We start from the raw sequence: 17,403 nt of genomic DNA on the forward strand, positions 1-17,403 counted from the left end.
TTGCAGCCTATGCAGTGATTGGTGTCAGCGTGAGGAGGCTGATGACCGATAACGGGCCTGCGTACCGCTCTGGGCTGTTTAATCGCATCCTGACGGCGAAAGGCATTAAGCATGTATACACCCGCCCTTATACACCTCGAACCAATGGCAAGGCAGAACGCTTTATTCAGACAATGTTGCGAGAGTGGGCATATGCCGTGCCCTATGCCAACTCCGTGACACGTCACTGGGCATTAGCAAATTGGGTCAATCACTATAACCGGGAGCGCCGTCATGGCAGTATCGGAAACTTACCGCCGGTATCTCGAATACCTAAACTTTGTGAACAACGTGCTTAGCATCCACACCTAGTGGTTCCTGTGCATACAGGCCGGGTTAATTGCAGACAGCAATAAAGCCAGGTGAATACCCTGTGTTGGGCCTGATGAATAATATAGAGGGTATGCCTGGGCCAGCGGACGCTAGCCCAGATAGCGCTGATAGAACGCCAGCTCCCGCTCCAGCACGGTGATATTGTTCTCCGCCTTACGGAAGCCGTGTTGCTCGTCGGGAAAGAGGTGCAGCTCGGTCTCTATGCCGTTGCGGCGGAGCTGGTCGGCCATCTGTGTGGTCTGTTCGGGCAATACCACTTTGTCTTCACTGCCCTGAAAGAAGATCACCGGGCAACGGATTTTGTCGGCGTGATGAAGCGGTGCACGTAGCTGGTAGCGGTGAGATTCCGTGACAGGATCGCCGATCAGCCAGTCGAGGTAGCGGGATTCAAATTTGTGGGTGTTACGGGTCAGTGTCAGTGGGTCTGATACACCGTAGAGGCTGGCACCGGCGCGGAAGCGGTCGGAGGCGACCAGACAAGCGAGGCTGGTATAGCCGCCAGCGCTGTTGCCCCGGATAAACACTTTATCGCCATCAATCAGCTGTTGCTCCGCCAGATAATCAATGGCGGCATCGACATCCTCAACATCGGTGACGCCCCAACTTCCCTGCAATCGCATTCTGTATTCCCGGCCGTAGCCGGTACTGCCCCGATAATTCAGGTCGGCAACAGCAAAGCCACGCTGGGTCCAGTATTGCAGGCGCATATTAAGCACCGGATAGGTGGCACCGCTGGGGCCGCCGTGGATGAAGATCACCAGTGGCGGCAGCTGCTGATCACTGGAGCAGGCTGCATTGGCAGGCGGGTAGAAAAAGCCGTGGGCCTGTTCGTTGCTATTTAGCGCATAACTGAAGTGCTGGGGCTGGGACAGGTTACCAGCATCCAGCGGCTGCTGGCCGCCGGCAACGATTCGGGTTTCTGCTCGGGCCAGGTCGATCTCAATCACCGCCGAGGTCGTGCTTTCTGACAGCGCTACGGCATAGAGCTTATTGCCGCGGCCATGCAGGTGACGGAAGTGATTAAAGGTTGTAGCTATCTCTGAGGCGTTGCCTGCCCGATCTGTTAGCCATAACCGTCCCACACCTCTTTCAAAGCTGACTGAGACCAGGCCAGGTGTAGTAATGGCATGGTGGCGCAGGCCACACTGCCAGCCTGCGGTGGCGCACTCCCCGCCTGTCTGGCTGATTAACGCTGGTGTCGTGGCAGCGGGTTCAGGGTTTTGTGCCTTATCGGAAAATCCTGCAAGATAACGGTATATTTTCCAGTCGTTTTTAAGATCACTGACGGCCAGAAGCTGGTTATCGACGTCGAATAGCGGCTGGGTAAGCGACTGGTCGCCTGCGGCTATGCAGCTGAAGTTGTCGAATTCACCGGCATCTGACAGGTTGCCGTGGTACAGCTTTGTCCGGGTCCAGGGCTGGTCGGGGTGGTCCCACGCGATGAAGGCCAGTTGATCGCCATCGTCACTGAGTGTTGGGTAGGCGTAGAAGTCATGGCCCTGATGCAGGGTTTTCATTTCACCACTATCCAGGCCAATGGCGACCAGCGTGTTGATCACTTCAGCGCCGGAGTGGTCTTCACAGATGGCGATCAGGCGGTCATGGGAGGGTTGCCAGATCGGTTCGAGGAAGCGGTAGCCCGGATAGTTGGTCAGGCGCTTTGTGGCACCGGTTGCATCGGCGGAGTCACAAGCTTCGCCCACGGAGTGGGCTCCTACAGGATCAAACCACTGAAGATATAGCTGCTGGTCCTGGTTGTTAACGAAGGCCAGGCGGTTATCGAGCAGGCACCAGCTGGTGCCGCCGTATTCATGCACACGGCTGCGGACGTTGTAGCTCTCGGGGGTGAGGGTTTCGATGCCCTGCGCGGATTCGCGGCAGATAACGCTGCGACCGCCCTCTTCCGGGCGGAATTCAACCCAGTAGAGTCGGCCCTGCGGGTCGGTTTGCAGCTGGCCATACTCTTTCATCCCGGCAACCACGTCGGCTGCGCTGAGGTCGGAAGGCCATAACCCCGGTTGTCGCGGGCTATTCGCTGCGGAAGAAGACACGGGAGTTACGCTCGTTGCGGTAGATAAATTCGCCTTCGACCGGTGTCTCGGCGCTGTCACGTGCTTCGACGATCTTATGGTGGTGCGGTGACTTGCCACATACCGGGTCGGCATTGGTGGCATCGCCGGTCATCATGTAGGCCTGACAGCGGCAACCGCCGAAGTCTTTTTCTTTCTCATCGCAGGAGCGGCATGGCTCCTTCATCCAGTCATAGCCGCGGAATTTGTTAAAGCCAAAGGACTCATTCCATATATAGGACAACGAGCCCTCTCGCACGTTGGGAAACTCCACTGGCAGCATTCGGGCGCTGTGACATGGCAAGGCGGTGCCATCCGGGGTGACGGTCAGGAACACCTGCCCCCAGCCGTTCATGCAGCCTTTGGGGCGCTCTTCGTAGTAGTCCGGAGTCACAAAGATCAGTTTGATCGGGTTGCCCTCGGCGGCCAGTTTTTCGCGGTATTCGTTGGTGATCCGTTCGGCACGCTCAAGCTGGGCACGGGTGGGCAGCAGCTGGTCGCGGTTTTCATAGCCCCAGCCATAATACTGACAAGTGGCCAACTCGACGAAATCGGCTTCCAGTTCGACGCATAGCTCGATGATACGGTCAATCTGGTCGATATTGTGACGATGGGTGACGAAGTTCAGCACCATCGGGTAGCCCTGGGCTTTGACCTCGCGCGCCATCTTCAGCTTCTGCTGGAACGCCTTTTTCGAACCGGCCAGCATGTTGTTGACCTCTTCGTCGCTGGCCTGAAAACTAACCTGAATATGATCCAGCCCGGCCTGACGGAACTCGGCAACTTTGCGTTCATTCAGGCCCACACCGGAGGTGATCAGGTTGGTGTAGTAACCCAGCTCCCGGGCAGCTCCGATCAGCTCGACCAGGTCCTGCCGCACCAGTGGCTCGCCGCCGGAAAAACCCAGCTGTACCGCGCCCAGCTCGCGCCCCTGACGGAAAACCTCGATCCACTCATCGGTGGTCAACTCGTTGCTATGGGCCGCGAAGTCGAGCGGATTGGAACAGTATGGGCACTGCAGTGGGCATTTATAGGTCAGCTCAGCCAATAGCCAGAGCGGCTGGCCGTGGCTCGGCGTCACGCCCGGTACGGAGTCGAGGGAGGGTTTGGCGTTACATGAGGCGTTGGCCATAGCGGGCCTCCGGTGTTGTTCTTGTTATCTGTTTTTTGCTATCCGTGGGAAAAAACTTCGCTCGCGGAGCGAGCTCCCACAATAGTCAGCTAGTCTCTGTGGGAGCGCTTTTCTTCGCGTATAGAGTAGACCCCTGCAATAAACCGGTTCAGGCCTGCAGGCTGATCCAGTTCTGGTTTTCGGCGTCCTGCATAAACTCGATCACATCGCCTTCGATCCCTTCAGCCCCGTCGAATTTCTCTTTCAGCAATGCGACGATCTCGATGATGGATCTGTCGCCGTCAATCAGGGCGAGGATCTCCCCTGCCGGGCCATTGAGTTTGATCATCCCTTCCGGGTAGAGCAGCACGTAGCAGTTCTGTGCCTGCTCCCATTGGAAACGGTACATGGCGCTTATGCCTGGAACAGAGTTGAGACTGGCCTCAGTGATCATCAGAACAACCCCCGGTGGTAAACTTTCTGATCGGTTACGGTGTGGTACGGTGGCCGGTTAAGTTCGTAGGCCATGGTCATGGCGTCGAGCATGCTCCAGAGGATATCGAGTTTGAACTGCAGGATCTCCAGCATACGTTCCTGCTGCTCACGGGTTTTATAGTGATCCAGCGTGATCTGCAGGCCATGCTCCACATCGCGACGGGCTTCAGTCAGGCGGTTGCGGAAGTACTGGTAGCCGTTGGCGTCGATCCAGGGGTAATGCTCCGGCCAGGTCTTCAGCCGTGACTGGTGGATGGTTGGCGCAAACAGCTCGGTCAGCGAGGAGCTGGCGGCCTCTTTCCAGTTGGCGCGGCGGGCGAAGTTAACATAGGCGTCGACGGCAAAACGGACACCGGGCAATACATGCTCCTGGGAGATAATCTCCTCACGGGTCAGGCCCACGGCTTCACCCAAACGCAGCCAGGCCTCGATACCACCTTCGGCACCGTCATAGCCATCGTGATCCAGCACCCGCTGTATCCACTGGCGGCGTACGTCACGATCCGGGCAGTTAGCCATAATGGCGGCATCTTTCACCGGGATCATAATCTGGTAGTAAAAGCGGTTCGCGACCCAGCCGCGAATCTGCTCCGGGGTACAGGTGCCTTCGTACATGGCGATATGGAACGGGTGATGGATATGGTAAAGGTCGCCCTTGGCCCGCAGCGCCGCTTCAAACTCTTCGCGGCTCATGGCCGCCTGATCGCAATGTTCTGACATGCTCGCCTCCTACAACTCTATGCTCATGCCGTCATACGACACTTCAATACCGTGACTCACCAGCTCGGCACGCTCTGCCGAATCCTCATCCAGGATCGGGTTGGTATTATTTATATGGATCAGTACCTTGCGCGGCTTCTCCAGGGTATCCAGGTATTCGATCATGCCGCCCGGGCCGGACTGACAAAGATGGCCCATCTCCTGCCCGGTTTTGGTGCCGACACCGGTGACGATCATCTCGTCATCACGCCAGATAGTGCCATCCACCAGCACGCAGTCTGACGATTCCATATAGGGACGCAGGTGGGGTTCGATCTGACCCAGGCCCGGGGCGTAGAACACCGACTTGCCGGTTTCACGGTCACGAATATGAATACCGATATTGTCGCCCGGATGTGGGTCGTTTCGGTGTGGCGAATATGGCGGCGCACTGCTGCTGAGCGGTATTGCAGTCAGTTGCAGCCGCGGGAATTTCGGGATCTCGAAGCGGTTCCGGCCCTCTTCTATATTGATCTCATGCCAGTTAATACCGCCATTCCAGTGCTCCAGCATATTGAATACCGGGAAGCCACTGCTCAGGTCCTGACGCACCATCTCGGTACACCAGATATCGTGCGGGCAGCCTTCGCGCAGCATCAGCAGACCGGTTGTGTGGTCGATCTGGCTGTCCATAAAGACGATGGCGGCGATGCCGGTATCACGGATCTGCCGTGCAGGCTGCATCGGCGCGAAACTGTCCAGCTGAGCGCGGATATCGGGTGAGGTATTAAACAGAATCCAGTCTTCACCATCGATGCTGACAGCAATCGATGACTGGGTGCGGGGGCTGGCGTTAAGGGTTCCGGCGCGAACACCCTTGCAGTTGGGGCAGTTACAGTTCCACTGGGGGAAGCCCCCTCCGGCAGCTGAACCTAAAACCTGTATTTTCATTATTATTCCCGGCTTTGAGGAATCCCGGAGTACTCAGTGCGGCTTCAGAAGGTGGGTACGACGGGCTTCGGAAGGCAAAAACTGCCGCAGGGCATAGGGGCCCCACAGCAGTCAACGGTGCTTAGCGGTTTGCGAAGTACATAGTGACTTCAAAACCAATGCGCAGATCCTGGTAAGCAGGTTTAGTCCACATAGTGCCTTTCCTCTTTTTTGTTTTCGGATGTGAAACAACGTCCTTTGATGATAGGCAGCCCCCCTTCGGGCAAGAATGGTACTTTGGAACTAAAAGGGTGCTGATTTGGTCGAGGGTAATACTACCCAGCAGATGTAAAAGCCCGGTTTAATAAGGATTTGCAGGGGCTTTTTCCCGAGCGACAGGAGCTGGGCACGGGGTTCATTCGCGCACGGAGTGCACTCCCACAGAGACGTCATCTGTCACTGCTTTTATCAGAGCTAGCTGCTGTATAGCGGTCTTTAGCTGTTGCTTTCTATCTGGTCGATATAGCCCAGCCAGTTGCGGGCGCTGCGGGCGGTGGCTTTTTCGGCCTTTGCCTGGGTGAAGGATCTGCGGGCGTCGTCCAGCTTGTGCTGGTTGACCTGGGCGATGCCTCGCATCACCAACAGCTGCCCCTTGTTGCCGGGTTTGCGCGCCAGTGCACGATCGATAGTACGTACGGCGTCATCCCAGCGTTTCAGACTGATCTCAACCTGGGCCAGCTGCCTCAGTGTCTTAGTGTCGTTTTTGATGGCGAGCAGCTTCTGCAGGGTCGGGCGCGCATCATTGTATTCCCGGGCCAATAGCTGGGCTGAAGACAGCAGTTTGAGGCTTTTGCTGCCGGACTTGAGCTGGCCCTTTTCAAGCGCTTCACTCAGCACCTCTGCGGCACGCTGTGGCGCACCCTGGCGGACCAGCATCTGGCCCAGCAGCATATAGTGACGCTCTTTAGTAAACAGGCCGTCGATATAGGCCGAACGCAGCGTTGCCAGTGCCTGTTTGTCGAGCTTGCGTCGCTGATAGACGTCTGTCAGCTGCTCCCAATAGGTCATTTTACCGGGAAACAGTACAATCATGGTCTTGAGCAGGCGGCTGGATGACTTATGTTGTTTCAGCCTCAGATGGGCACCCAGCTGAAGCTGGTACCAGCTCTCCGGGGCCTTCTTGCGCATTGATATGGCTTTTTTGATCGGACTGATCAGCGCGCTCCACTGCTTCAGTTGACTGTAGCCCTGGGCGATCAGCAGGTGGTCATTGGCCTTGATCATTGTCGGCGCTTTTTGCGTTGCTTCGGCCATCCATTGCTGCATCTCGCTGATGCCCTCAGACCACTGCTCTTCACTGAAATAGAGCTGGGCGATGGCATGCCTTAGTTTGAGCTGCTCAGTTTCAGGCAGGGCGTTTTGGGCATAGGCCAGCTTGAACTGTTTCAGAGCCGCGCTATAGCGTTCGCGGCTAAGATCGATATTGCCCAGCAACTGATGCACCAACGCCTTAGCATAGGGCTTGAGCGGCTTTTCCTGCATAGCCCGCAGGATCTTACCGGCGTCGGTCAGCTTCTCCGCCATCAGCGCATCCTTCGCTGCCATCAGTTGCTTATGCTCAAAGGCTGTCAGTACCGGCTTGGCGGCTGCAGCAGAGAGCGGCGCGTAGCTCAGTAAGAGCGCAAGGCCGATTGCATTAAGCGTCTTTGTTGTTCGCGTCACTTATCAATCCTGAATTCAATCGGCTGACGTACTTTGTACTCAACCGGCTTGCCATTGCTATAACGCACTTCGTAGCGGGAACGCAGCAACGCGCGCTTGGCGGCTTTCTCAAAGACGCCCTTGGGCGTCGCTTCAACAACCTTAAAGCTCTCGGCAATGGCACGCCCCTGAGTATCAATACGGTATTCAAAAACAACCTTGCCCTCTATCTTGCGCCGCAGTGCACGGCGCGGATATTTGGCATCGACCTGCTTCAGAAACGTTGCCTTACCGATCGTCACCGCCTGGGGTGCGGGCGGCGCGATCGGGCCTGGTGTTACCGGCTGGGCGATCTCGGCCGAGATATTAGGCGCGGCGTTGATCTTAACGCCAACGTCGATCTTCGGCGTTGGGATATCGATCTGAGGCTGGTCGATATTCACCTGGGTATCGACACTCATCTTCTGCTGCGGCGCCGGCGGTTGAGGTGTCAGTTCAAGCGGTGGCGGCGGTGGCGCGCGCTCACGCAGCTCGGCCTGGCTGTCCATCTTGAGGCGGAACAGATCAATACTGAGGGCCGTCCCCCTGTCGCCAATCGGCTGGCTGGCACCGATTCCAGCCAGGTAGGCCATCAGCAGGAAGGTGCCGAGGGTCAGCGGCAGCGCCAGCGGCAGAAAAAACAGACTGCGCATCAGTGCGCGCCTTCCTTCGCAGCAACGGATACTTTATCGATTCCGGACAGTTTCACCTGGTCCAGCACCTTGATCAGGACGCCGGTTTTGGCATCTTTATCCGACTGGATGATCACGCCGATATCAGGCTGCTCGACCTTAAGGCGCTCAAGCGTCGGGCGGATCATACGCAGGTCGATCTGCTTGCGATCAAGCCAGATATCGCCCTGTGCGGTAATCGCCAGCATAGCGCCGCTGGCCTCTTTAGTGGCCGCTGTGGAAGATGTCGGACGGTTGATATCCACCCCGGACTCGCGCACAAAGGTGGTCGATACGATAAAGAAGATCAGCATGATAAAGACGATGTCGAGCATCGGCGTCATATCGATCTCAGCACTGTTGTCCTGGGTCTCAAAATTAATTCGACTTCTCATCCCGGCTCTCCCATCGCTCGCAGGCTGTTCTGTTGTAGCTGGCTCCAGCGCTGCAGGCGGCTATACAGCAACAAGCCCGTGACGGCGACCACCATCCCTGCCATGGTTGGCAGCGTTGCCCGGGCAACGCCTGCCGCCATCAGGCGTGCATTGCCCGTACCGTTTAACGCCAGCTGGTCAAACACCTGAATCATCCCGGTGACGGTTCCCAACAGCCCGACCAGCGGACAAAGGGCAATCAGCGTCTTGATCAGCGGTAGATTGTTTTGTAGGGCAATCAGCGCATCGCAGCGTTGGTGAATCATCTGGGCAAGGCCACTGCTGGCATAACAGCGTTTACGCATCCGCGGATAGTCAAAATACTTAAACCAGATCCGCTCCAGCAGCAGGCTCCACAGAATCAGCGCCAGGCCTGCCAGCAATAGCAGTACCGGCCCACCGGCATGCAGAAACTGCAGCAGGACGCCCTCTGCCAGCTCCCGGTCAAGCTGCATCGCTGACTCCGTTTTCATTGGCGGCACGGGCAGGATTAGCCACGGCCCGATCAGTGTGATCGATCAGCAGCGCCAGGCTCTTCTGCTGCAGACGTTGCAGCATGCGCTTGCTACGGGCTGCCAGCAGGGTATGACAGAACAGCAGCGGGATCGCCACGCACAGACCCAGCACTGTAGTGATCAGCGCCTGGGATATGCCACCGGCCATCAGCTTAGGATCGCCGGTACCAAACAGGGTGATACTCTGGAAGGTACCGATCATACCGGTCACCGTCCCCAGCAGCCCCAGCAACGGCGCCACCGCTGCCAGCAACTTCAGCAGCGACAGACCGCTTTCAAGTCGCGGAACTTCCTGCAGCAGCGCCTCATCAATACGCAGCTCCATATCATCGCGGCTGTCTGCCTTTCGTGCTGAAAGCAGGATTCGCCCCAGTGGGTTGGACTGTTTAGGCACGGCGCTGTTTTTCATCTGACGCCGCACCGCCAGGTCACACATCAGGGTACGCAGCAGACGCCAGATCGCGACGATAGCACCCAGCGCGCCCAGGGCGATGATGATATAGCCCACCAGGCCACCCTGATGGATACGCTCTTCAATCGTTGGCGTCTGGGTGATCAGCTTCAGCAGGTTGCCGCGACTGGGATCAACCACCAACGTGTTCTGGCTGCCACTAAAGAAGGCCGCCGCCTGCTGCTGTACGCCACTGTCCGGCTGGCGCGGGATCACATTGAGGTGATGGGCATCAGGCTGGTAGCTCAGGTACTGACCCGCTTCGTTGATGGCGGTAAAGGGGCCGACCCGCAACACCTGCTGTTGCAGGCGACTGCCATCAGGCTGAACCACCTGATGACTAAAGGTCTTGATCTCACCGCTGGCGGTCATCTCCTGCTGCATCAGGAACCAGAGGGTCTCCAGCTCGGTCACGGTGGGGATGCGCTTGTTGTCGGCGAAGTCGAGTTGCTTCAGACGCTCCGGATACTCGGCGCTGATCATCGAGTCGCCCATAACGCCACGGAACTCCTGAGCACTCTGCTTAACCACCCCGAACACTTCGCCCAGCTGGCCACTGCGGTTGCGAAGAGCTTCCTCTTTCTCGGCCAGCTCATCTTCCTGACGATCAAACTGCTGTTTCAACTCAGCCTGGCGCGCGTCTGCTGCGGCCAGCCTATCCTGCGCCTGCTGCAGCAACTGCGCCTGTTTGCCGGCATCGGCCTTAAACTCTTTCAGGCGCTGCTGGTCGGTGGCTTTGTCGGCGGCGGCACTCTGGCGCACCTGTTGTAGCAGTTGATTGAGATCCTCAGCAGCCTGAACCTGGGTAGCAGAACCCGCCACCAGCAGCAACGAAGCTACGACACATTTAATCAGTTTCATCTTATTGCCCCGCCACCAGTGGAAGTTCCATCATTTCCGGCACCGCCTGCTGCAATGCGATACGAATCCCCTTCTGGATCGACCAGTTGAGGGATGGATCGATCGGCTGCCATGACGCGGTCGCATTGTTCCAGATAGCGGAACTCAGGCCATCCAGGCTCTGGTAGTAGAGGGCTGTGCGCCCTAAACGCAGGAAACGGACATCACGCGTCGTACCGGCCTGTTCGATCACGCCATCCCAGGCTTCCAGGGTGCGACCATATTCAGCTTCGATCTGATAGGCCTCCAGCAGCTGGCGATACTTCTCAGCAATGCTGACATCCGCCCGATCGATCAGCTTGCTCAGGCGTTCGATTCGCTGTGCGCGCTCTTCCTGCAGGAATGGCAGGTCGGCTTCGACAAAACGCTCCAGCATCCCCTGCATCCGCACCAACAGCGGCAGCGTGGCCTGCTCGGTTTCCGCCAGTGATGCCAGCTGGCTATCCAGGTCAGTCAGCTCATTACGCTGGGAGTCCACCAGCTTTTCCAACTGACGGTTATAAGCTTCAACCAACTTAGCCTGACGCAGCACAGCGGTGTAGGTCTCGTAATCTGTGGCTGTTTTCTCATCGAGCTTATTAATTGCTTGCTGAGTTTGTGCCGCTGTCTGGTGAGCTGACTCCAGGCTCTGGCGGACGCCATCCACCGTCGCAGCGGCCACCACAGGAGATAAGAAGGCACTACCGATTATTGCAGCAACGGCCAGAACGGTCGGCCTCTTTGCGCTCAACCATTTCGACACAGGCGGCTTATTCAGGATCATAGGGATTAAAACTTAATGAGAATGATTTAGATTTGAGAGGCAGTCTATCGTTTTCAATGCATAAAGCAAGCATTACCCCCGCTTAGCGCATCCTACTATCAGAATCTGCTATTGCATCACTTAATGAAACAGATGCAGAGAGACATAAAGTCGCAGGCACGGAGATCACAGCTACCAGCTACCAAATGATACATATTACGTATCTTTTAGTACCTTTAAACTCCTGATCAGGCATCCCATCCGGCCCTTGGAGCAACGCCAACGGCGCATTCCGGGCTGCCTTCAGGCACTTTGCCGCCTCCTTGTAGTCATAAGCTCAGAAGCCAATGTTCGGGCGGCAGCTAATGCAGGTTGTAAAGTTATGTAAAACCGGCTGCAGCTTCTGCCGTCGGCTACTAGTATCAGCCACCACAATAATGATCCTTAAATAAGACAGCTCCTATGAGGTCCTCCGTGCATCGGACAGCACTGAACAGATCACTCTCCTTTCTGGCATTGCTTGGCATACTGTCAGGCTGCGCTTCGGCACCACCGGCACTCAACCCCCAACCTACCCTGCCAGACAACTGGCACTTCAGGCATGACGGCAGCCAGGCCCCAAAGGGATGGATCGACAGCTTTGACGATCCCCAGCTGTCGGCGCTGATTAAGGAAGCGATGGAGAACAACTTTGCCCTGAAAGCTTCAGCACAGCGCATTGCCCAGGCCGGAGAGGCCGTAACCAGTGCGGCCGCGGCGCGCTACCCGACACTGGATCTGTCAATCGATACCGGGCGCAGCCGCTCCTCTTCGGGTGATATCGGCAACGACAGCAGCGCCGATCTCAAGCTTGAGTGGGAACCTGATATCTGGGGCAAACTGGGTGCGGCTGAGCAAGAGGCAAGCCTTAACCTGGGTGCCCGTGTCGCCGAATATGATAATAACCAGCAACAGCTGGCAGCCGATATCAGCGATCGCTGGTTTGAGCTTCAGTCCGCCCAGATGCTGCTGAACCTATATGTGCAGCGACGGCTTAACCTGCAACAGAACCTGGAACTGATCGAATCCCGCTATCGGCAGGGCCTGAACGACTCACTCGATGTCTATCTGGCGCGCAACGATGTGCGCTCCGAAGATGCCCGCATCAGCGAACAGCACCAGCGCGTACAACGGACCGGCCGGGAACTGGAACGGTTACTGGGACGTTACCCTGCCGCGCAGCTGCAGGCCCCGGCCCGCCTGCCGCTGATTGATGCCGAACCCGCCGCGGGCCTCCCTGCCGAACTGGTCAGCAGACACCCCTTAATCCAGCAACGCTGGCTCGAACTGCTGGCGGCCGATGCGGCATTAGCCCAGGCCCATCGCGATCGCTTCCCTTCCCTCAGCCTGAGCAGTTCCACAGGGCAGCGCAGCGAACAACTCTCAGACCTGGTCAGCCGGGGCAACCTGGTGTGGTCTGTCGGCCTGTCGCTGAGCCAGACCCTGTTTGATGCCGGAGACCTTGAGGCGCGACAGAACCGCCAGCTTGCGGTGCGCCGGGAGCTTGAGCAGCAATATCTCGATCAGCTGTTTGCACAGTTCAGCGAAGTGGAAAATGCGTTAAGCAACCGCAGCGCATTGAAGCAGCAATACAGTTTCTACCTGGAAGCGCAGGCGAACGCCACCGCCGCAGAAGTACTGGCCTTTGAGCAATATGCCCGCGGAATCGTTAACTACACCACCGTGCTGGAAGCCCAGCGCCGCGCCTTCGACGCCCAGACCAACGTGATTGAGGTACGTAAACAACTGCTGCAAAACCGCGTCATTTTGTACCGCGCCCTTGGCGGCAGTTACAGGGGCGACCTTAAAATCGCCGACAACAGGGCCGATCAGCCAGAAAAAACCCAGCAGCAGGTGACAGACAGCACATTATGAAGAAGTTAATCCCGGCCCTTATCCTGATTCTGTTCGCAGCAGTGGCCTACCAGCTCTACCAAAACCCACCCAAGGCCAAACAGCGCCGCCAGGTTCAGGCGCCGGTTGTTAATGTCGAAGTAATGACCGTCAGCGCGGCACCCTATCAGGTTATTCTGAACAGTTACGGCAAGATCCGCCCCCGCACCCAAAGCCCGCTGCTACCCCAGGTGTCCGGCGAAGTCGTCTGGATCAACCCTGATTTCCGCAACGGCAGCTTCTTCGAAAAGGATGAGCTACTGCTGAAAATCGATGACCGCAACTACCGAGCCGAGGCAGCCAGCGCCGAAGCCGCGCTGCAAAGCGCCCGCCAGAAGCTGGAAGAGGAGAAAGCCCAGAGCCGGCAGGCTGCGGCCGACTGGAAGCGACTGGGCAATAAGGAGAAAGCGCCGGCACTGGTGCTGCGCCAGCCACAGCTGAATACAGCCCGGGCTGAAGTATCCTCCGCCAGGGCAGCCCGGGATATTGCCCGACTAAACCTGAGCCGCACCCGCATTCGCGCGCCCTACACCGGCCGCATACTGGAAAAGAACGTCGATATTGGTCAGGTGGTCTCCAGCAACAGCACTCTGGCGTCGATCTATGCCGTTGATTACGTGGAGGTGCGGCTGCCACTGCAAAACCGCGACCTGCAGTTTATCGATCTGCCGGAGCGCTACCGTTTCGAAACCAACCATCAACAGCCACTGCCCGACGTCACTATCACCTCCGAACTGGTCGGCACCGAACACTGGCAGGGACAGATCGTCCAGACCGAGGGCGCGATCGATGACAGCAGCCGCCAGCTCTACGTGGTCGCGCAGATCGATGATCCCTATGGCGAGAAAGCCGCAGGCCGGGCACCGCTGAAGGTCGGGCAGTACGTTACCGCACGAATTGCCGGGCGCACGCTGGATCAGGCCATCGTCATTCCCAACCGGGCGATCTATCAGGGCTCCTATATCTACCGGGTAGAGGACAACCTGCTTCGCCGCACCGAGATCACGATTGAGTGGCAGAACGGCGAAGAAGCTATCGTCAGCAAAGGTCTGAAGGACGGCGACCAACTGGTACTGACCGCCCTCGGCCAGGTCATATCCGGCACAGCAGTCAGGATCAGTGAAGGCGACAGCGCTGACACCAGCATCGCCCAGCACCCTGTCCCGCCGACCACCACACCGGCAACTGACAGCGGAGAAAAGCCATGATCGCCTGGTTTGCCCGCAACCATGTCGCCGCCAACCTGCTGATGCTCAGCATACTGATTGCCGGCCTGATTTCACTCGGTTACCGCATCCCGCTGGAGGTATTTCCGGACTTTGAATCAGACACTATCAGCGTTTCGGTCTCACTCAGGGGAGCAACCCCTGAAGACAGCGAAAAAAGCCTTTCGATACGTATCGAACAGGCCGTTTCAGACCTGGAGGGAATTGAGGAAATTACCAGCCGCTCAGTCGAGGGCAGCGCCACAGTCTGGATCGAGGTTAACGAGGGTTACGATCCGCGTGAATTGCTGCTGGACGTCAAGGCCCGGGTTGATGAGATCAGCACGTTCCCAATCGAGGCGGAGCGCCCGGTTATCACGCTCGCCAGTTATAAACGCGAAGTTATTTCGGTCGCTGTCGCAGGGGACCTTTCCGAACTGGAACTGAGCGGTTTTGCGGCAAAGATCCGTGATGACCTGCTCAGGCTGCCCGGCGTCACCCAGGTCGAACTCGACGGCGTGCGTGACTTTGAAATCTCGGTGGAGGTAAAACAGGACAAACTGCGGGACTTCGGCCTGACCCTGCAGGATATCGCCGAGCGGATCGAAAACAGCTCACTCGATCTCTCTGCCGGTAATATTCGCAGCAAAGGCGGTGATATCCTGATCCGCTCGCGCGGCCAGGCCTACCATCGCGATCAGTTTGAACGTATCACCATCAAATCCAATGCCGATGGCAGCATCGTTCAGTTGCGTGATATCGCTAAGGTCACCGATGGCTTTGAAGAGACGGCCCTGCGCACCCGCTTTAATGGCCTGCCTGCAGCCATGATCGAGGTCTACCGGGTGGGCGACCAGAGCGCCATCAGCGTAGCCGATGCTATCAAAGGCTATATCGACCGCACCCAGCCTCTCCTGCCACAGGGGATTCACCTCTCTTACTGGGACGATGACTCCGATATCGTCAAAAAGCGTATCAAGACCCTGACCAGCAATGCGCTTCAGGGCGGCGCGCTGGTACTGATGTTGCTGACGCTGTTTCTGCGCCCTTCGATCGCTATCTGGGTATTTATCGGCATCCCGATGAGTTTCATGGGAGCCTTCCTGCTGATGCCTGTGCTGGGCGTCACACTCAATATCATCAGCCTGTTTGGCTTTATTCTGGTGTTGGGGATTGTGGTGGATGATGCCATTGTCACCGGCGAGAATGTCTACCGCCATATGCAGAATGCCGAGTCGGGATTGCAGGCCGCGATTTCGGGCACCCAGGAGGTCGCTGTACCCGTTACCTTTGGCGTTCTGACCACGGTAGCGGCCTTTATGCCAATCTACTTTATGGACGGCGGCCGGGCCGCGCTGTTCGCCCAGATTCCGGCCATCGTGATTCCGGTACTGCTGTTTTCGCTGATCGAATCCAAATTCATCCTGCCAGCCCACCTGAAGCATATAAGGCTGCGTACGGAAAAGCCGCGCAACAATGTACTTTCCCGCATGCAACAGAGCTTTGCCGATGGTTTCGAGCGCATTGTGCTGCGCTACTATCAGCCCCTTCTGCGATTCAGCATCCGTCACCGCTACAGTACGCTGGCGCTGTTTAGCGGTATTTTCATTCTGATCCTGACGATGGTGATCAGTGGCTGGACCCGCTTTATCTTTTTCCCGCGGGTTCAGAGCGAAACGGCGCGCGCCACCCTGACCATGCCCGCAGGTACACCATTTAACGTCACCGACCGCCATATAGTACGTATGGTCGAGGCTGCAGGTGTCTTGCAGGATCGCTATCGCGACGAAGACGGCAACAGCGCCATTATGAACATACTTTCCACCACCGGTGCCCGCGGTGGTGGTGCCGAACAGGGTCGGGTGCGGTTTGAATTACTGCCCTCCGAAGAGCGCGACAGCACACTTACCACCTCCAGACTGGTCAGGGAATGGCGCGAGCTGATCGGCCCGATCCCCGGTACAGAGAGCCTGATCTTCCGCGCAGAGATCGGCCGCAGCAGTGACCCGGTCGACATTCAGCTCAGCTCCGGCAATGTTGATGACCTCGAAGCGATCGCCGCCAAGGTGCGGGCGCAACTCGCCACCTATCCCGGCGTTTTCGATATCAGCGATAACCTGTCCGACGGCAAGGAAGAGCTCCAGGTCGAACTGACGGAGCAGGCCCACACCCTGGGTCTGACACGAAATGATGTGATCCGTCAGGTCAGGCAACACTTTTTCGGCATCGAGGTACAGCGGGTGCAGCGTGGCCGGGATGATATCCGGGTGATGGTTCGCCTGCCTCGTAATGAACGCCAGTCGGTCGCCAGCCTGCAGCAGATACTGATCACCACCCGAGAAGGCCAGGTCCCGCTGGCCGATGTCGCACAACTGGTGCCCGGCAAGAGCGCCGCCAGTATCTACCGGGTTGATGAGTATCGTACCGTCAGCGTCACCGCCGATCTGGAAAAGGAAAACGTGAACGCTACAGTGCTGCAACGGGATATCGACCAGTTTATGCAGGCACTGGTGCTGCAGTATCCGGGCGCAGATTACCGCCTGGAGGGCGAAGCCCGCGAACAGCGCGACTCCTTCCAGTCACTGGCTATCGGCCTCGGCGTTGTACTGTTCACTATATACAGCCTGCTGGCGATTCCGTTCCGCTCTTACCTGCAGCCACTGATCGTCATGTCTGTGATTCCTTTCGGCGCGATCGGCGCGATACTCGGCCACTGGCTGATGGGGATGAACCTTACCATCATGAGCGTGCTGGGCCTGCTGGCACTGGTGGGTATTGTGGTTAACGACAGTCTGGTGCTGGTTGACTTCGTCAATCGCAAACGGGCAGCCCTCAGCCTGCACGATCCGCACGCAGCAACGCTCGAAGCCGTGCTGCAAGCCGGCGTGGTGCGTTTCCGACCGGTGATGCTGACCTCGATGACCACTTTTATCGGCCTGATGCCGCTGCTGTTTGAGAAGGCCACCCAGGCTCAGTTCCTGATTCCGATGGCGGTTTCGCTGGGCTTCGGCATCATTTTTGCCACCCTGATTACTCTTTTGATGGTACCTGTGAACTTTATGATCCTTGAAGATATCAAACGATCGCTGGGGATCGGCAGAACCCCGGCATCAGAGCAACCTGTCCAGGGATAATTG

At 57.5% G+C, this 17,403-nt stretch carries 16 protein-coding genes; 4 read left to right on the forward strand and 12 right to left on the reverse strand.

All coding sequences use genetic code 11. From position 1 onward, the window contains the following. The coding region (locus Q354_RS27910; protein ID WP_156948323.1) for an integrase core domain-containing protein at positions 1-338 on the forward strand (338 nt) is incomplete at its 5' end. A 123-nt stretch (positions 339-461) separates the two neighbouring features. On the opposite strand, the gene Q354_RS25675 is transcribed toward Q354_RS27910, so the two are convergent. From Q354_RS25675 to Q354_RS0113065, 12 genes are all read right to left on the reverse strand, one after another. Then, positions 462-2,423 carry a S9 family peptidase gene (locus Q354_RS25675; RefSeq protein ID WP_036229746.1) on the reverse strand — a complete coding sequence of 654 codons (1,962 nt, stop codon included), beginning with the start codon at positions 2,421-2,423 and terminating at the stop codon, positions 462-464. After that, positions 2,401-3,573, reverse strand: coding sequence for a pyrroloquinoline quinone biosynthesis protein PqqE (pqqE, locus tag Q354_RS0113020; protein WP_027857988.1), 1,173 nt, complete (start codon positions 3,571-3,573; stop codon positions 2,401-2,403). The genes Q354_RS25675 and pqqE overlap by 23 nt, the downstream gene beginning before the upstream one ends. A 148-nt stretch (positions 3,574-3,721) precedes the next feature. Then, positions 3,722-4,006: a pyrroloquinoline quinone biosynthesis peptide chaperone PqqD gene (gene pqqD, locus Q354_RS0113025; RefSeq protein ID WP_084332587.1), complete on the reverse strand. Its 285-nt coding sequence runs from the start codon at positions 4,004-4,006 to the stop codon at positions 3,722-3,724. After that, positions 4,006-4,767, reverse strand: a complete 762-nt coding sequence (gene pqqC, locus Q354_RS0113030) for a pyrroloquinoline-quinone synthase PqqC (RefSeq protein WP_027857990.1) — start codon at positions 4,765-4,767, stop codon at positions 4,006-4,008. Before pqqC ends, pqqD begins: the two co-directional genes overlap by 1 nt. Positions 4,768-4,776: 9 nt before the next feature. Continuing rightward, on the reverse strand, positions 4,777-5,697 hold the full coding sequence (gene pqqB, locus Q354_RS0113035) for a pyrroloquinoline quinone biosynthesis protein PqqB (protein WP_027857991.1): 921 nt from the start codon (positions 5,695-5,697) through the stop codon (positions 4,777-4,779). 121 nt (positions 5,698-5,818) lie between these two features. Then, positions 5,819-5,890 carry a pyrroloquinoline quinone precursor peptide PqqA gene (gene pqqA / locus Q354_RS27915; RefSeq protein ID WP_084332595.1) on the reverse strand — a complete coding sequence of 24 codons (72 nt, stop codon included), beginning with the start codon at positions 5,888-5,890 and terminating at the stop codon, positions 5,819-5,821. Positions 5,891-6,171: 281 nt separating this feature from the next. Further along, the gene (locus Q354_RS0113040; RefSeq protein WP_027857992.1) at positions 6,172-7,398 is read right to left on the reverse strand and encodes a tetratricopeptide repeat protein; all 1,227 of its coding nucleotides are present in this window, start codon (positions 7,396-7,398) and stop codon (positions 6,172-6,174) included. Continuing rightward, positions 7,395-8,069 carry an energy transducer TonB gene (locus tag Q354_RS0113045; RefSeq protein ID WP_027857993.1) on the reverse strand — a complete coding sequence of 225 codons (675 nt, stop codon included), beginning with the start codon at positions 8,067-8,069 and terminating at the stop codon, positions 7,395-7,397. Before Q354_RS0113045 ends, Q354_RS0113040 begins: the two co-directional genes overlap by 4 nt. Continuing rightward, a complete protein-coding gene (locus tag Q354_RS0113050) occupies positions 8,069-8,482 on the reverse strand; it encodes an ExbD/TolR family protein (RefSeq protein ID WP_027857994.1) in 414 nt (137 codons plus the stop codon). The genes Q354_RS0113045 and Q354_RS0113050 overlap by 1 nt, the downstream gene beginning before the upstream one ends. Continuing rightward, positions 8,479-8,976, reverse strand: coding sequence for a MotA/TolQ/ExbB proton channel family protein (locus Q354_RS0113055; RefSeq protein ID WP_027857995.1), 498 nt, complete (start codon positions 8,974-8,976; stop codon positions 8,479-8,481). Before Q354_RS0113055 ends, Q354_RS0113050 begins: the two co-directional genes overlap by 4 nt. After that, the gene (locus Q354_RS25680) at positions 8,966-10,348 is read right to left on the reverse strand and encodes a MotA/TolQ/ExbB proton channel family protein (protein WP_084332588.1); all 1,383 of its coding nucleotides are present in this window, start codon (positions 10,346-10,348) and stop codon (positions 8,966-8,968) included. Before Q354_RS25680 ends, Q354_RS0113055 begins: the two co-directional genes overlap by 11 nt. A gap of 1 nt (position 10,349) precedes the next feature. Next, positions 10,350-11,117 (reverse strand): DUF3450 domain-containing protein, encoded by a 768-nt coding sequence (locus Q354_RS0113065; RefSeq protein ID WP_027857996.1) that lies wholly within the window; start codon positions 11,115-11,117, stop codon positions 10,350-10,352. A 486-nt stretch (positions 11,118-11,603) separates the two neighbouring features. Here Q354_RS0113065 and Q354_RS25685 point away from each other — a divergent pair, with 486 nt between their 5' ends. From Q354_RS25685 to Q354_RS0113080, 3 genes are read left to right on the forward strand one after another with little or no spacing between them, the layout of a single operon-like run. Then, on the forward strand, positions 11,604-13,043 hold the full coding sequence (locus Q354_RS25685) for an efflux transporter outer membrane subunit (protein WP_211252256.1): 1,440 nt from the start codon (positions 11,604-11,606) through the stop codon (positions 13,041-13,043). Continuing rightward, the gene (locus Q354_RS25690; RefSeq protein WP_245601043.1) at positions 13,040-14,269 is read left to right on the forward strand and encodes an efflux RND transporter periplasmic adaptor subunit; all 1,230 of its coding nucleotides are present in this window, start codon (positions 13,040-13,042) and stop codon (positions 14,267-14,269) included. The genes Q354_RS25685 and Q354_RS25690 overlap by 4 nt, the downstream gene beginning before the upstream one ends. Beyond that, complete coding sequence (locus Q354_RS0113080) at positions 14,266-17,400, forward strand: efflux RND transporter permease subunit (protein WP_027857997.1); 3,135 nt, start codon at positions 14,266-14,268, stop codon at positions 17,398-17,400. The genes Q354_RS25690 and Q354_RS0113080 overlap by 4 nt, the downstream gene beginning before the upstream one ends. Positions 17,401-17,403: the final 3 nt, after the last annotated feature.

The sequence above is a fragment of the Marinobacterium jannaschii DSM 6295 genome (assembly GCF_000620085.1).
In the GTDB taxonomy this organism is placed as follows: domain Bacteria; phylum Pseudomonadota; class Gammaproteobacteria; order Pseudomonadales; family Balneatricaceae; genus Pontibacterium; species Pontibacterium jannaschii.

What these genes read in the sequence shown, in the direction of transcription:
- pqqB (WP_027857991.1), bottom strand. Translation starts at nt 5,697, where the DNA reads ATGAAAATACAGGTTTTAGGTTCAGCTGCCGGAGGGGGCTTCCCCCAG.
- Q354_RS25680 (WP_084332588.1), bottom strand. Translation starts at nt 10,348, where the DNA reads ATGAAACTGATTAAATGTGTCGTAGCTTCGTTGCTGCTGGTGGCGGGT.
- pqqD (WP_084332587.1), bottom strand. Translation starts at nt 4,006, where the DNA reads ATGATCACTGAGGCCAGTCTCAACTCTGTTCCAGGCATAAGCGCCATG.
- Q354_RS0113050 (WP_027857994.1), bottom strand. Translation starts at nt 8,482, where the DNA reads ATGAGAAGTCGAATTAATTTTGAGACCCAGGACAACAGTGCTGAGATC.
- Q354_RS25690 (WP_245601043.1), top strand. Translation starts at nt 13,040, where the DNA reads ATGAAGAAGTTAATCCCGGCCCTTATCCTGATTCTGTTCGCAGCAGTG.
- Q354_RS0113080 (WP_027857997.1), top strand. Translation starts at nt 14,266, where the DNA reads ATGATCGCCTGGTTTGCCCGCAACCATGTCGCCGCCAACCTGCTGATG.
- Q354_RS0113045 (WP_027857993.1), bottom strand. Translation starts at nt 8,069, where the DNA reads ATGCGCAGTCTGTTTTTTCTGCCGCTGGCGCTGCCGCTGACCCTCGGC.
- Q354_RS0113055 (WP_027857995.1), bottom strand. Translation starts at nt 8,976, where the DNA reads ATGCAGCTTGACCGGGAGCTGGCAGAGGGCGTCCTGCTGCAGTTTCTG.
- pqqE (WP_027857988.1), bottom strand. Translation starts at nt 3,573, where the DNA reads ATGGCCAACGCCTCATGTAACGCCAAACCCTCCCTCGACTCCGTACCG.
- pqqC (WP_027857990.1), bottom strand. Translation starts at nt 4,767, where the DNA reads ATGTCAGAACATTGCGATCAGGCGGCCATGAGCCGCGAAGAGTTTGAA.